Source organism: Terriglobus roseus DSM 18391, assembly GCF_000265425.1.
GTDB classification, from domain to species: domain Bacteria; phylum Acidobacteriota; class Terriglobia; order Terriglobales; family Acidobacteriaceae; genus Terriglobus; species Terriglobus roseus.
Genome location: NC_018014.1, coordinates 344,142 through 359,122, shown reverse-complemented (window position 1 = coordinate 359,122; position 14,981 = coordinate 344,142). Strand labels below are relative to the sequence as shown.

At 61.4% G+C, this 14,981-nt stretch carries 13 protein-coding genes; 9 read left to right on the top strand and 4 right to left on the bottom strand.

Annotated features, from left to right (window positions below; genetic code table 11):
• The first annotated feature begins 5 nt into the window (after positions 1-5).
• Positions 6-2,519, top strand: coding sequence for a glycogen/starch/alpha-glucan phosphorylase (locus tag TERRO_RS01505; RefSeq protein WP_014784226.1), 2,514 nt, complete (start codon positions 6-8; stop codon positions 2,517-2,519).
• Between the two features lie 55 nt (positions 2,520-2,574).
• On the opposite strand, the gene TERRO_RS01500 is transcribed toward TERRO_RS01505, so the two are convergent.
• The 4 genes from TERRO_RS01500 to TERRO_RS01485 form a co-directional block, all read right to left on the bottom strand.
• Positions 2,575-3,708, bottom strand: coding sequence for a serine hydrolase domain-containing protein (locus TERRO_RS01500; RefSeq protein WP_052313248.1), 1,134 nt, complete (start codon positions 3,706-3,708; stop codon positions 2,575-2,577).
• A gap of 353 nt (positions 3,709-4,061) precedes the next feature.
• Positions 4,062-4,721 carry an OmpH/Skp family outer membrane protein gene (locus TERRO_RS01495; protein ID WP_014784224.1) on the bottom strand — a complete coding sequence of 220 codons (660 nt, stop codon included), beginning with the start codon at positions 4,719-4,721 and terminating at the stop codon, positions 4,062-4,064.
• Between the two features lie 203 nt (positions 4,722-4,924).
• Positions 4,925-5,848, bottom strand: coding sequence for an ROK family protein (locus tag TERRO_RS01490; protein WP_014784223.1), 924 nt, complete (start codon positions 5,846-5,848; stop codon positions 4,925-4,927).
• Between the two features lie 222 nt (positions 5,849-6,070).
• On the bottom strand, positions 6,071-7,948 hold the full coding sequence (locus TERRO_RS01485) for a M2 family metallopeptidase (RefSeq protein WP_041592842.1): 1,878 nt from the start codon (positions 7,946-7,948) through the stop codon (positions 6,071-6,073).
• A 332-nt stretch (positions 7,949-8,280) separates the two neighbouring features.
• Between TERRO_RS01485 and rpsD the strand changes: the two genes are divergently transcribed.
• From rpsD to TERRO_RS01450, 8 genes are all read left to right on the top strand, one after another.
• The gene (gene rpsD, locus TERRO_RS01480; RefSeq protein WP_014784221.1) at positions 8,281-8,904 is read left to right on the top strand and encodes a 30S ribosomal protein S4; all 624 of its coding nucleotides are present in this window, start codon (positions 8,281-8,283) and stop codon (positions 8,902-8,904) included.
• A 439-nt stretch (positions 8,905-9,343) separates the two neighbouring features.
• The gene (locus tag TERRO_RS01475) at positions 9,344-9,559 is read left to right on the top strand and encodes a hypothetical protein (protein ID WP_014784220.1); all 216 of its coding nucleotides are present in this window, start codon (positions 9,344-9,346) and stop codon (positions 9,557-9,559) included.
• Positions 9,560-9,829: 270 nt separating this feature from the next.
• Positions 9,830-9,994 carry a hypothetical protein gene (locus tag TERRO_RS23000; RefSeq protein ID WP_014784219.1) on the top strand — a complete coding sequence of 55 codons (165 nt, stop codon included), beginning with the start codon at positions 9,830-9,832 and terminating at the stop codon, positions 9,992-9,994.
• 81 nt (positions 9,995-10,075) lie between these two features.
• Positions 10,076-11,089: a vWA domain-containing protein gene (locus TERRO_RS01470; RefSeq protein WP_014784218.1), complete on the top strand. Its 1,014-nt coding sequence runs from the start codon at positions 10,076-10,078 to the stop codon at positions 11,087-11,089.
• Between the two features lie 89 nt (positions 11,090-11,178).
• Positions 11,179-12,666, top strand: a complete 1,488-nt coding sequence (locus TERRO_RS01465; protein ID WP_014784217.1) for a M20/M25/M40 family metallo-hydrolase — start codon at positions 11,179-11,181, stop codon at positions 12,664-12,666.
• 112 nt (positions 12,667-12,778) lie between these two features.
• Complete coding sequence (locus TERRO_RS01460; protein WP_014784216.1) at positions 12,779-13,372, top strand: LbetaH domain-containing protein; 594 nt, start codon at positions 12,779-12,781, stop codon at positions 13,370-13,372.
• Between the two features lie 64 nt (positions 13,373-13,436).
• Positions 13,437-14,426 carry a hypothetical protein gene (locus TERRO_RS01455; RefSeq protein WP_014784215.1) on the top strand — a complete coding sequence of 330 codons (990 nt, stop codon included), beginning with the start codon at positions 13,437-13,439 and terminating at the stop codon, positions 14,424-14,426.
• A 21-nt stretch (positions 14,427-14,447) separates the two neighbouring features.
• The gene (locus TERRO_RS01450) at positions 14,448-14,981 is read left to right on the top strand and encodes a GNAT family N-acetyltransferase (RefSeq protein ID WP_041592841.1); all 534 of its coding nucleotides are present in this window, start codon (positions 14,448-14,450) and stop codon (positions 14,979-14,981) included.

The window sequence follows — 14,981 nt, the reverse complement described above, 5'->3', positions numbered from 1 at the left end:
ACCCGATGAGCCCCATGCAGGAACAGCAGCAGCCCGCGCCTCAGCAACATGAACCAAACCAGCAGGCGCAGGAGACGCAGCCTAACGAGAACCGCTCGGGAACCTCCGCAAAGGACCTTGAGATCTCGTTCCGCAACCACATGACGCACACGGTCGGTCGGCCGCTTGAGTACTCGACCACGCTGGATCAGTACCACGCGCTCTCCGCCGTGGTGCGCGATCGCCTCATGGACAACTGGCTCGACACGATCGAGACCTATCGCGATCGGGACGTGCGTGTGGTCGGCTATCTCTCCGCCGAGTACCTGTTGGGACCGCACCTTGAGAACGACCTGCTCAATCTCGACCTGACTCGGCAGATGACCGAGGCCCTGAACGAGCTTGGCCTGGACCTGAAAACCATCGCCTGTGAGGAGCCGGAACCAGGCCTGGGCAATGGTGGACTCGGCCGGCTTGCAGCGTGCTTTCTTGACTCGCTCTCCACACTCAACACACCCGTCGTCGGTTACGGCCTGCGGTACGAGTTCGGCATCTTCCGCCAGGAGATTCAGGACGGATGGCAGGTAGAGAAGTCCGACAAGTGGCTGCAGTTCGGTAACCCGTGGGAGATCGCAGCATCCATGTCGTACCAGGTAGGCTTCTTCGGTCATACAGAGACCTACACCGACGACAAAGGCGCGCTGCGACACAAGTGGATCCCCGGCCAGTGTGTGAAGGGCATTCCCTATGACACACCCATCCCCGGCTATCAGACCAAGACAGTCAACCGCCTGCGCCTATGGAAGAGTGAGGCGATCGACAGCTTCGACCTGGCCACCTTTAACACGGGCGACTATACCGGGGCGGTACGAGCGAAGATGGAATCCGAGACCATCAGCAAGGTGCTGTATCCACCCGACGAGAAGATCGAAGGCAAGCGCCTGCGGTTGATGCAACAGTACTTCTTCACTTCCTGCTCGTTGCAGGACATGGTGCAACTTCACTTGACGTTCGGTAAGCCCCTGAACGAGTTCGATAAGAAGTGGACCGTGCAGTTGAACGATACGCATCCCTCCATCGGCATTGCTGAGCTGATGCGTTTGTTGATGGATGAGCACGCCATGCCGTGGGACGAAGCCTGGCGTGTGACGCAGAACACCTTTGGCTACACCAATCACACACTGCTGCCCGAGGCGCTGGAACGCTGGCCTTTGGAAATGTTCGGCAACCTGCTGCCGCGCCATCTCGAGATCATCGACGAGATCAACGAGCACTTCCTCGACGCGATGCGCTTGAAGTTTCCCAACGACGATGCACGCATGCGCCGCATGAGCATCATCGGCGAAGATGGCGAACGCAGCGTTCAGATGGCGAAGCTCGCTGTCGTTGGCAGCAAGGCTATCAACGGTGTTGCAGAGTTGCACACGAACCTGCTGGAAGCAAGCACACTGAAGGATTTCTACGAGGCCTTCCCGGAACGTTTCAGCAACAAGACCAATGGAGTGACACCGCGCCGCTGGTTAATGCTCTCCAATCCGGATCTGACGGCGTTGATCGACGAGACCATCGGAACACGCTGGCACAAGGATTTGTACGGTCTTACGGCGCTCGAGCATTTCGCAACGGACACCGGATTTCTTCAGCGCTGGCGCAAGACCCAGGAGGGTGCAAAGGCTCGGCTGGGTGCGTTCATCAAGCGGACCATGTCAATCGACATCAATCCGGAGTCGATGTTCGACGCACAGGTGAAGCGGCTGCATGAGTACAAGCGCCAGCACCTGAACGCGCTGCATATTCTGTCGCTCTACTGCGCGATCAAGAACGGCACCGCGAAGAACCTGACACCACGCACCTTCCTCTTCGGCGGCAAGGCCGCACCCAGTTACACGATGGCGAAGCTGATCATCAAGTTGATCTGCACGGTCGGCGACCTGGTCAATAACGATCCGCAGACACGCGACCTGCTGAAGGTAATCTTCGTGCCGAATTATTCGGTATCGGTGGGACAACGCATCTATCCCGCGGCTGACTTGTCTGAGCAGATCTCCACGGCGGGCCTGGAAGCCAGTGGCACCGGCTGCATGAAGTTCATGATGAATGGCGCAGTCGCCATCGGCACACTGGACGGCGCCAACATCGAGATCCGCGAAGAGGCCGGCGAAGATAACTTCTTTCTCTTCGGCCTCACCGCTCCGCAGATCGCCGACCTGACGCGGACCGGCTACAGTCCAAACACTTACTACGACAAGAGCCCTGCACTGAAAGAAGTGATCGATGGCTTGCGCGACGGCCGCTTCTCCAACGGAGATCGCGACCTGTTCGCGCCGCTGGTAAAAGAACTGACGACGACGGATCGTTACTTTGTCATGGCAGACTTCGACGCCTACGCCGCGGCACAGGCCGAGGCGGGCAGCGCCTACGGCGACACGGTGCGTTGGGGTCGTATGTCGCTACTGAACACCGCACGCTCCGGCAAGTTCTCAAGCGACCGCACCATCCGGGAATACTGCAAGGACATCTGGAAGGTGCCGACGAACTAAGCTCGGCGTGGAAGGGCTGCGATCACGGGAGTTGAGATGCGTCGGGATCGAGACGCTACCTTCGTTCTCCGTCGATCGCAGCCTTCACCTTTGCCCAGAAGGCCGCACGCGCTGCGGAGTGCGCAGCCCCAGAGGCCTCCGGCCAGTCGCCCAGCGTCACGATGACAAGCCTTCGCTTCGCGTCGATCAGGATCGACTGACCGAAGATGCCAAGCGCGGCGAAGCTGCCGTCCGGTTGCGGCCACCAGCCATAGCCGTAAGCCGCGCCGCCTGCCTTCACCTGCGCCGTCGTTGCCTCTGCCAACCAGCCCGCGGGTACGGTGGCACCGCCGCCGTCCAAGACCCACAAGCCGAGCCGTCCAAAATCGCGCAGCGAGGCTGACAGCCCAGAGCCACCGAACTCCTCACCGGCGGCACCGGAAGCAGTAGCGATCCACGTTGCATCGTGTTCCATGCCGGCGTGCTGCCACACCGCGGCGGAGAGCTGTCCGGCCAGCGTCTTCCCCGTCGCGCGACGCAGCAACACACCCAGCAGGTCGGTCTCGCCGGTGTTGTAGTGCCAGCGCGTGCCGGGTGCGACCTCGCGCGGAAGCGACCGCATGTATTCGACAGTGCTGTTCTTTCCGGGCGGAGCTTCGGTCGTGTAGAGCCGGACATTGTCCGCATCGGCTGACGTGTAGTTCTCATTCCAGCGGACGCCGCTGGTCATCGTCATCAACTGCCGAATCGTCACGCCGTCATACGCACTGCCGCGCATCTCCGGCAGATAGGCGGTCACGTCATCGCCCAGAGAGCGTAGCGCTCCGTTGTGCAGTGCGGCGCCGGCCAGCGTGTCCGTAACGGCCTTGGTCATCGAGAAGCTCGTCCAGTGGCCCCCCGGTGTCAGCCCCAGCGCATACCGCTCGGCGCGCACACGACCGTGCTGCAGCACCAGGACGCCCGCAAGGTGCTCTGCCGCCATATATGCCGCAACGTCCACCCCCGACAGGCCGGCACCATGCTTGAGGCGTTTCACAGGACCGCCGCGCCGGACAATGTGGGCCGGGAAGACCCTGTCCATGTGAGCGAAGCGCTGATCACGCTGCGGGACCGTCCAGGTCAGGTCATCTGCCAGCCGTTGCCCAACGCTCTTTCCAGCCTCCTCTGCAGGACTCTGAAATGCCTTTGCGTGGGCCGTAAGCGCAAACACAAGGGTGAGCGCAAGACCTAAATGGGCTATGGGACCTGAGGAACGCCAAGGGCGATCTGTGGAAAGCATCGATTTCTCAAAAAAATAGCGAAGTCGCACGTTCACGCTCTATTCATCTCGCAGCTCGCTACAAACTATTGATTTCAGGCACGATCGAAGAGAAATTCATACGAGTGTCAAGCGTCCGGTGCCTTGTAACATTGCGGTCCGTTCCGAACCGGCACAGCGATCCACAGAAATTTCCACAGGCGGCGGTGCTTTACCTCTGCGAGAGCTTGAAGGTCGCCAAACGCTGAAAGGGCAGAACCCGTTGGGTTCTGCCCTTCCAAAACACTGCTTTGGTACGGTGCGGCTTACTTCGCAGCGGGCCGGGGAGTGGTAGCCGGACGCGGTGCGGTGCGAGCCGGTGCTGGGCCTGCGGCAGGCTGGGCTGCAACACCCGACTGCGTGTTGTAGGCCTCAATCACAGCGCGGGTGACGTCGGTCTGGGGAGCAGCAAAGAGAACAGCGCTCTGCTGACCGCTAACGTCCAGCAGCAACGTGTAGCCGTTGTCATTCGCGTACTTCTGCATCACGACGTTGAACTTCTGCGCGACCTTCTGGTAGGCCTCCTGCAGATCGCTCTGGTAGGCAGCCTGAGCATCCTCACCGTCGCGCTGGTATGCCTTCTGCTTTGCATCGATGGTGCGAACGCGGCTGGCGCGGTCTTCGTCCGAGATGGTCGTCGCGCCCTGCAACTGCTTCTGCAGGCTTTCGATCTCCGCCTCTTCCGCAGCAATCTTGCTCTTCTGGGGCTCGAACTTCTTGCCCACATCAGCAAGAGCTTTCTGTCCCTCGTTGGTTGCGAAGACAGCCTGCTCGAAAGCGATCAGAGCGATCTTGGCGGGAATGGCCTGCGGTGCAACAGCAGCGGGTGCCGGCTGCGGAGCGGCGGCCTGGGCAAACATGGCGGGGGAGCACGCAAGAGTAGCGATTCCGACGACAAGCGTCGAGAACTTGGAGACGTAATTCATGAGATTTGGTATTGCTCCTTGGGACCCGAAGATCCGTCATGGCCCGGCACCGTAGGTGGCAACCGTTAGCCTTGCTCCTGTGCGGTGTGCGGACGAGCGCCAGAAACGGCGCATCGCCGGCGAAACGCCCGGCAATGCTACGGATTATAGGGGTCTGCAAAGAGCGGGTCAAACCTGGACTCGCGTCAATTCAGCGCGTGTTGTCAGGCCGTTGTCGGCGAGACGGCCGTTGTCCGTGCGATGACGGCAGCTCCTACGACCATCATCTCAAGGTTCTCCGGACGGATTTCAATGGAAAACGCCTGCAGCGGACTCATGCGGACCATCTGCTGCACATAGTGATTCAGCAACGGAAGCTCAACAAAACGAACGTTATAGCCCGTCAGGTAAAACTTGCCGGCGCCGGACATGTGGATCGAGCTGGCTGTGCCGGCGGCCAGGGCCTTGTGCCACAGCTTCTTGAATTCGATGCAGCGCGCGTCGCCTTTGTCAGCAGCCTCGAAGACGTCCTCCGGTTCCATGTCGAGAAAGCGCAGGCGCATGGCGCGGTGCCCCATGATGCCTTCGATGTGGCCGCGTCCGCCGCAGCCGCAGTAGGTCTCGCGATCGTCGAGAGTCACCACGGTGTGGCCGCCCTCGCCAACGCCTTCCACCATGGGATAGCGTCCGAAGCCGATGCCGGTGCCGATGGTCCAGACGCGGATCATGCTGTCGAGCTTGCCCTGCTGTTGTGCCAGGCCCGCCGCTGCGGCGTCGGCGTCATTCACTGCGGTGACCGGCGCTTCGATTCCCTGCTCCTTCAGCATGGTGGTGAGTTCCGCTACGATTCGCGCGCCCTTCATCTGCGGCAGATTGGGTGCATCGTCCACGACTCCATGGCGTACGACGCCAGGCAGCGCAACGCCAATGCCGCTCAACTCCGCGCCGTTGTTGTCTTTTGCGACGGCGACGATCTGCTCGCACATGGCGGCGATCAGGTGTTCGCGTGGCATTTCAACGAGGGCGTCTTCGTAATACTGGTCTTCCGGATAGGAGTGCAGGCTGCCGATCAGGCCGTCTGGCCCCACGAGCCCTGCAATGATGCGCTTCGACAACGTCAGTCCGATGGTGCGTGCCTGTTCGGTCATGCTGGTCTGCTTTCTTTGTCTTTGGCTGCAAATGCGAAGTTCTGTCCAAGTCGATCAGGGGCCCGCTGGCGTGGGCCTGGGGCGGTGCAATGGAACGTGCCGTGCCGGGGATTATGAACCCGCGGGATGCGTATGTGCAAGCGGTCCCACGCCTTTTGTGTGCTTTGGAGGGCGTGGGACCGCGTTATTGAGACGATTCAGTAGACAGTTTGTACAAAGGCGTTAATTCGCCGCTGCATTTTGCACTTTGAGCCAGTTATAGAGCGGTGCAAAGTAGTCGAGCATGGGCTGAGCGTCCAGGTGGTCGGTACCGGTCATTCCCTTGAGCGTCTGCTGCCAGGGCTGTGACTGGCCGGCCATGAGCATGGCGCTCAACTTGTCGCCGGCGGCCTTCGATCCGTAGAAGCTGCAGCGGTTGAGTGCGCCCTTGTAACCGCTGGCGTCGCACATGGCCTTGTAGAACTGGAACTGGTAGACGCGTGCGAGGAAGTAACGAGCGTAGGGGACGTTGGCGGGGACGTGCATCTTGGCGCCGGGATCGAAGTCGGCTTCGGAACGCTCGACCGGCGGGACGATGCCCTGGTACTTGGCGCGGAGCTGCCACCACGCCTTGTTGTAGTCGGCGGGTTTGATCTCGCCGCTGAAGACCTGCCAGCGCCATGTGTCCAGAGCGAGGGCGAAGGGCAGGAAGGCTACCTTGTCGAGTGCGGTGCGCAGTTGCAGGGGGATGTCTGCCTCGGCGGGTGGTTCGGTGTCAGCGAGCTTTAACTGCTTCAGGTAGCCGGGCGTGATGCTGAGTGCGACGGCGTCGCCGATAGCCTCGTGGAAGCCGTCGTTTGCGCCGCTGCGGAAGAGCATGGGCTGCTGGTTGTAGGCGCGCTGATAGAAGTTGTGACCGAGTTCGTGATGGACTACCTGAAAGTAATCGGCGCTGACCTCGATGCACATCTTCACACGGAGATCGTCGACCTGATCGATGTCCCATGCGCTGGCGTGGCAGACCACATCGCGGTCACGCGGATGCACGAACTGCGAGCGTTCCCAGAAGGTCTTGGGCAGTGCAGGAAAGCCGAGCGAGGTGAAGAAGCTCTCGCCGTATTTCACCATGTCTTTCGCGGCGGCGATCTGCGCTGCGTGTCCCTTGTCGTCGGTCAGGTCGCCCGCGGTGACGAATGATGCTGCGGCTGCCGGATCCTTCGCGGCGATCTGCTGCTTGAGTGCTGCTTCCAGATTGAGCGGCTTGAACTGCGAGAGCTTCGGATCGGTGGGCGCGACGATGTCGTAGATGTTGCCCCACTCCTGCGCCCATGTGTTGCCGAGTAATTGCGCGGGGATGAGGCCGTCCTTACGGTCGGCGGCTGCGCCGTACTTTGCGATGAGGCGATGGCGCACGTAGGTGTGCAGTTCGCGGTAGAGCGGTTCGAGCTGCGTCCATGCGCGGTTGAGTTCTGCGGAGAACTCGGCCGGCTTCATGTCATAGCCCGCGCGCCATAGCTCGCCGGTGTCCTTGTAGCCCTGTTCCTTCGCGCCGATGTTCTGCAGTTCTGCCAGGCGTGCGTACTTCTGCCGCATGGGTGCGCCTACGCTGTGCCAGCCCACCCATACCTTGGTCAGCGCGTCGGCGTCGCGTGTCTTAGCCATGAAGGTGTCGACCTCATCGATGCTCATGCACTTGTCGGGCGTTGCGCAGTACTTGCCTTTGCCGTACTCACCGGTCAGCGCTGCGGCCAGTTGCGACTCCTCTGCCAGCAGCTTTGGATCGTGCGGCGCTGCGGGAGCGTTCACCTGCAGCAACATCATCTGGCGGCGCATGTCTGCGGGGAGTGTGAGCTTGTCGAACTTGTGGCTCTCTTCGATCAGGTCGAGGGTCAACTTCGAAGACTGCTCACTGAGCAGGGCGGTGGTGGCTTCGCTGTCTTCGTTGATGTAGGTCTCCGCCAGCCACTCGGCGTGGCTACCGTCCACCGCGGCCTTGAGCAGCGAGGCATTGGCGCGGTCGAGGAAGGCCTTCGCATCCGCAACGGTGGCTGGGGCCTGGGCAACGGCCGAGACGCAGGAGAGGGATAACGATGCTGCGAGAACGAGAGAGGAAAAACGCATGGCGCGAGTGTAACTCCGAGTCGACTCCACGGGTGCCATGTCTTGCTCCTGACTGGGGAAGGAAAGGCTCTGCCGAATGTCGATGCGCAACGATCCCATGTCTCAAATGCGAGACATGGGGCACCCGCTACTTTGTGGGACCAGCCATTCGACTGGGACGGACGCCCGATCAGGTGCGAATCCACGCCATTCAATGAAAAGCATGGCGTCATAACATATCGGACCGAAGTAGTCTTAGTTCCAGAAGCAGCAGCGATGAGGGGCGTTGCTCTTTCCGAGAACCCGCGTGAGACGCGGGTTTGAACCCGATCCGTCGGAAGGAGTGCACCACGATGAGCCATAAGACGAAGTTCAAGATTCAGCGCGCACTTGGCCTGGAGTTGCCTGGCCTGGGCAAGCCTGGCGCGCTGGACAAGCGCAACTATCCACCGGGCCAGCATGGCCAGAACCGCCGCAGCAAGCTGAGCGAGTATGCCCTGCAACTGCGCGAGAAGCAGAAGGTGATGTTCCACTACGGGCTGCGCGAGGAGCAGTTGCGCCGGTTCGTGCGGCAGTCGATCGCTGCCTCCGGCGGATCGAACTGGATTGAGCAGTTGCTGAGTCTGCTGGAACGCCGGCTCGACAACGTCGTCTTTCGCCTGGGCTTTGCACGCAGCATGGCTGCCGCGCGGCAGCTTGTCTCGCATGGTCACGTGCTGCTGAATGGGCGGGCGGTCAACATCGGGAGCATGGTGCTGCGTGTGGGCGACTTTGTGAAGCTGACCGAGTATGCGGCCGGCAGCATGACGGAACCCGCGCGATCGAATCCACGGTTGACGCTGCCCAGCTACCTGCAGTTCGCCATGCCGGAGAACAACACTCATGGACGCCTGCTGTCACTGCCCGGGTCGATGCATGTGCCGTTTGAATTGAATGCCAAGCAGGTTGCCGAGTATTACTCGCAGCGCGGCGTTTAGTGAGGGCGATCTTCAGGGCGGCATGGAGGGGCCGGGTTGCAGGGGCAGATTCCCTTTCGAGGAGATCCGAATTCCTTGAGGCAATAGGCCTTTTATCGTGGGCCTACAGCCCGCTGGCTTTCCTGGTCCCTGCAACCCAGGGCTTCGCCCTGGGCTAGGAAGTCGCGGGCCTTCAGCCCGCAAGGAAGCCTTGCAGGTTGGACCATGCAAAGGAAAGCAAAGCGTGTCCCTTCATCGAATGAGGTGTAAGGGGAGACCCGTGAAAGCCCTTCAAGGGTTGAAGCCTTCTTCCTTCTTGGCTGAGTCGGCAGGCTAAAGACCTCCCCTCCGAAAGCGATGCTGTTTCGTTCACGACCGCACTCGACGGTTGAAGCGCACCCATTGCGGAGCGATTCGTTTTCAATAGTTCGTTATCTACGCACGACCAGGAGAACCACTTATGTGTATTTCCGACACGTACTCCCTCGCCGAACGCAAGACATTGGGCGGCGTTTCCATGTGTTCCTGCGGGACGATTCATCTGACCGTGGGCGGTATCACGATACGGCTTGAGCCGGAGGCCTTCGGTGAGATGGTCCGCATGTGCCAGGACGCCGCGGACCGGCTGACGATGAGCGCGGAGATGACTCCGGGGCATTCGCGGCTTGCGAACTGAGCTGTATGGGAGTGCCTTGGGCATGGTTTTGATATGGCTCTGGGGCTGAGAAGCAGAGCCGCTTCGCTTCCTGGTTCTTCGTCTGGCTTCTTCGTGGCAATGCGAGAGAGCTGACCTCAGGGGCTAAAGCCCGGTCTTAATTTGAGGCATTGGCGGCACAGCTGAAGCTGTGCCCTTCCGGGTGGATAGGGCCTTGTTTGCGTCAGAGCTTTGCATTTGGGCGGGGAGATCTTCGCGGGCGCGTAAGAGCTGTGTCTTCCGGGAGGGGAGATGCGGAAGCGGTTCCAGTCTTTGTCGCGCGCCTTCAGCCCGCACCACCGGAACTCGACGATGACCCAGGGCTTCGCCCTGGGCTGGGAGGTCGCGGGCCTACAGCCCGCCTTGCCAGTCGTTCGCAATCAAGACGTGCGAAAGGACTTCGAGAACAACCCATAGAGAGATGGCACGCTTTATTCTCATCACGAGGGTGCCATGGCTCTGTCTACTCGCTCCGTTTGCACCGTGTGGCGGTAACGCATGCGACGCTTGCTGCTGCCAGGTGTCTTGTTGCTGCTGGCCACTGCTGCCGCAGCGCAGCAGGCCGATACGCTGCGGACGACGAGCACGCTGGTCCTGGTGCCGACGCGGGTGACGACAACCTCCAGCGCGGGTTTGAACGTTACGCTGCGTGCCGAAGACTTCACGCTTACCGATAACGGTGTGCCGCAGAAGCTGCGCCTGGAAGAAGCCAGTCGCGAGCCGCTGGCCGTGATCGTTCTGCTGCAGACGGGCGGTGCTGCACCGAAGCAGTTTGCCAACTACGCAGGCATCAGCAGCCTGCTGGAGTATGCGCTGGGCTCAGTGCGCTATCGCGTGTCGCTGATCACGTTCGACAGCAAGCCGGAAGATCGCTGGCCCTTCTCAAACGACGCGACGAATCTGCGCGATGCATTTCAAAAACCGAAGCCGGGCGATGGTGGTGCCGCTGTTCTGGATGCCATCGACTATGGGCTGGACTGGTTTGGGGATCAGCATCCTCGCGGTCGGCGCCTGATCCTGCTGGTGAGCGATGAACACTTCCGTGCGGGCGACGAGGCTCTGCGGCAGATGACGCGGCGACTGGCCGAGACGAACACCACGATCTACAGCCTGAGCTTCAACGCGCAGAGGGCGTACCTGATAGATGAGCTGAAACACAGCAGTCCAGAGAATCCGCCGCTGTTTATGTCACCGGATCACCCGCCCCTGCTGCACACCTTCAACCTTGACCGTCCGTTGCGGCAGGCGTTGAGCGCGATGCAGTCGAATGCGGCTGAGGGTGTGGCGGCGCTGTCTGGCGGGACGTACATGCCGTTCACCAATCGCAAGGACCTGGAGTTGCAGCTAACGACGTTTGCCAACGACCTGAGCAATCGCTACATCCTGAGCTTTCAACCGACGAACCCGACTGCGGGTCTGCATTCGTTGCAGGTGAGCCTGCCGCAGCATCCGGATCTGCAGGCCACGGCACGCACGGCTTACTGGCATGCAGCGCCGGACGAAAAACATTAGGCTGCTGCGCCCTGCTGCTGCGAGACTGAAGACACTCCCCGTTGTGCCTTAGTTTGAAGTTTCATCTTTGTACCGATCGAAGGAGATCCATGCGATTGACCCGTGCGCTTTCCGGCATTGCACTGCTTGCAGCCACCACGCTCCACGCCCAGATGGGCGCAGGCGCACAGCGCCCTGGAACACCCGGTGTTGCCGGCCCGCTGGCAGCGAAGTACAAAGACACAGCCGACAAGATTCTGGCCGCAGGCATGGCCGATGACGATGGCTACAAGGCGTTGACGTACCTGACGGATCACGTTGGCAACCGCATTACGGGATCGACACGGTTGAATGACGCCGTGACGTGGGGCGCAGAGCTGATGCGTAAGGCCGGTCTGCAGAATGTGAAGGTGCAGCCGGCGATGGTGCCCCACTGGATCCGCGGCAATGAGTCTGCCGAGATCGTTGGGCCGGTGAAGAAGCCGCTGCACATGCTGGGCCTGGGTATGAGCGTGGGTACGCCGAAGGAAGGCATCACGGCGCCCGTCGTCTTCTTCAGCGACTTCAAAGAACTGGACGCGCTTGGCCCGGACGCGCTGAAGGGCAAGATCGCCCTGTTCAACCCTGGATGGAAGGGCTATGGCGTTGGGTCGCAGTATCGGACCGGCTCTGCATCGAAGGCGGCGGCACATGGTGCGGCTGCGGTGCTTGTCCGTTCAGCCACTGGCCTGGCCATGCAAACCCCGCATACCGGTACGTTGCGCTATGACCCTGCGGTGCCCACGAAGATCCCTGCAGCGGCGCTCTCTGTCGAGGATGCGCTGCTGCTGGAGCGTTTGGTGAAGGAAGGCAAGCCCGTTACCGTTCACCTGCAGATGGACGCTCACCAGGAAGCCGACGTGGAGTCTGGCAATGTGATGGGTGAGATCACCGGCAGCGAGAAGCCGAACGAAGTGGTGGTGCTGGGCGGCCACATCGATAGCTGGGATGTGGGTCAGGGCGCGCAGGACGATGGTGGCGGCATCATGGCGACGTTTGAAGCCGTTTCGCTGCTGCACAAGCTGGGGTTGAAGCCGAAGCGCACCATTCGTGTTGTGTTCTGGGTGAGCGAAGAGAGTAACGACTCCGGCGGCATTGCCTATCGCAAGATGCTGGGTGACAAGGTGAACGACCATGTCGCTGCCATCGAGATGGATGGCGGAGCGGAGAAGCCACTGGGTATGAACTACGGGGCTTTCGGTGGGGGACGTCGCGGTGCACCATCAGCGACTCCACCGGCGATGTCGGCGGACGATCAGAAGTCGCAGGCGATCATGCTGGACATTGTGTCGCTGCTGGGCTCGATCGATGCAGCAACACTGTCGCCTGGCGGTGGCGGATCAGATATTGGTCCGATTACGGCAGAGGGTGTGCCCGCGTTGTCACCCCGCACGGTTGGCGAGCACTACTTTGACTGGCACCATACCGAGGCGGACACCCTGGACAAGGTGGATCCTGACAGCTTTAAACGCAACACCAGTATGCTGGCCGTGACCGCTTACATTCTGGCCGATATGGACGGGAAACTGACCGGCCACAAGAGCCGCGCGGAAGAATAACGCTTCCCTTGCGAGACACATGCCGATGGTGCTGTTCGCGTTTGCGGACGACCATCGGTTGCGGCTGTAACGGCGCCATGAACCGAACGACAAGGAAGCTGGGTAAGCGCAGATGGCAAGCAAGCCGGACTATGTGGCGACGGATCATGGGTATGCGAGCGACATTGCGGACCCGTATCTTCGCCCTGCCTTCAGCCTGAAGAATCGGCTGATGCGGCTGGCGTGGGGCGTGGTGTGGCTGCTGCTGTATCGGCTGTCTCCGCGGCCGATGCATGCGTGGCGCGCGATGCTGCTGCGGTGCTTTGGCGCGACGATGGGAGCGAACTGCCACTTCTATCCGGGGTCGAAGATCTGGGCGCCGTGGAACCTGGTCTGCGCGGACCAGGTGACGGCGGCCGACGGTGCGGAGATCTATAACCCGGCACCGATGCACTTTGGCTCGCACGCGATTGTGTCGCAGGCGGCGTTTCTGTGCGGGGCCACGCACGATTACAACTCGGCCGCGTTTCCGCTGCTGGCCTACGAGATGCACTTTGGCGCGTACTGCTGGATCTGTGCACGGGCCTCGGTTGCTCCGGGTGTTCAGGTAGGCGAGGGCGCGGTGCTGGGGCTGTCGTCCGTGGCGACGCGATCGCTGGAGCCGTGGACGGTGTATGCGGGCAATCCGGCGGTGGCTTTGAAGGCGCGCGTGAAGACGACGGCCTGAAAGCCTCGAAAGCCGTAGATCGCATCTGAAAAGAGCAACGACTTCCCGCTGAGGTGCGCCCCCCTTGCGCCTGCTTGTCCTCCTCTTGTTGTTTGCTGCGAGCGCTAGGTCGCAGAGCACTGACTCTGATCATGACGGCCTGTCCGATGCGCTGGAGAATGCATTGCTGCAGCAGTATGCGCCGCACCTGCAGATTGCTGCGGACGACTGTTCGGTGCGACCTGCGAGACTGACGCCGGGCATTGCTGTGCCGACCGTGGCGCAGGAGGATGGCACGCTGTACGGGCAGGCGACGCCGCGGCATGTTGCGGATGGTTCGCCGGACGTGATCGAACTGCACTTCTACCATTTGTGGCGAAGGGACTGTGGACGCATGGGGCATCCGCTGGATGCGGAGCATGTGGCTGCACTGCTGCGTCTGACGGACTCCTCAAAGCCGGCCGAGGTGAAGAGCTGGCGCGCCGCGTACTGGTATGCCGCGGCGCATGAAGATACCGTTTGCGATGCGAGCCACCTGGCCCGCGCCAGCACGGTGGATGCGGAGACGCATGGAGCGCGGGTGTGGATCTCAAGCGGGAAACATGGGTCGTTCCTGACGGAGTCGATGTGTACACATGGGTGCGGCGGCGACCGATGCGGGCGGATGGTGGATCTGGCGAGTCCGCCTGTGGTGAACCTGGGCGAGCTGCGAGCGCCGATGAGTGGCGCGGTGTGGAGCTCGTCGACACAATGGCCGGGGCCGCTGAGCGACAAGATGCTGCGCAGCGATTTTCCGCCAGAGCGGACGGCCCGCGTCGACCGGCTGCTGAAGACGGATATTGCGTGGGCGAACCCGGCGAAGCGACCCGCGCAGGCGGCGATTCTGGGCGGTAATTCTGCGATCAATGGCGCGGTGGTGGGTGGCGACTCGACCGGGCGGGCGATCTCGATTGCAGGCGAGCAGAGTAGCAATGCGCTGGGCACGGCGGCGCAGAGCACGGGACACGCGCTGGGCAAGAGCTGGCATGCTGTTCGGAAAGCGCTGGGCGGCGACGATTCTGCCGCGACGAAGTAGTGCGGCGATATGCTGGAACGCATGAGCGAATCGACAGCATTTACCCTGCGCCGCTGCGCTGCCGGCGATGAGGCTCGCCTGCAACTGGTGGGCGGCGCGAGCTTTCTGGAGGCCTTTGCCGACATCCTGAATGGCGACGACATCCTGGCGCACTTCCATAAGAACCACTCAATCGAGAGTTATGCAAAGTACCTGGCGATGCCGACGGGGCGCGCGGCCATTGCGGAGGTGCCGCCGGGCGACGGGCCTGTGGGCTACATCGTTTGCTGCGAGCCGGATCTGCCGGTGGAACTGACTCCTGAAGATTACGAGCTGCGGCGCATCTACATGCTGCACCGCTTTCAGGGGCTCGGAATTGGCAAGGCGCTGATGGATCAGGCCGTCGCGTACGCACGCGAGCTGGGTCGCACTCGCCTGTTGCTGGGTGTCTATGGGAAGAACCATGCGGCGATTCGGTTTTATGAGAAGGCTGGCTTTACGCAGATTGGCGAGCGTTACTTTACTGTGGGTGCGACAACGCATCATGATGCGGTCATGGCGCGACTTATTGATTAG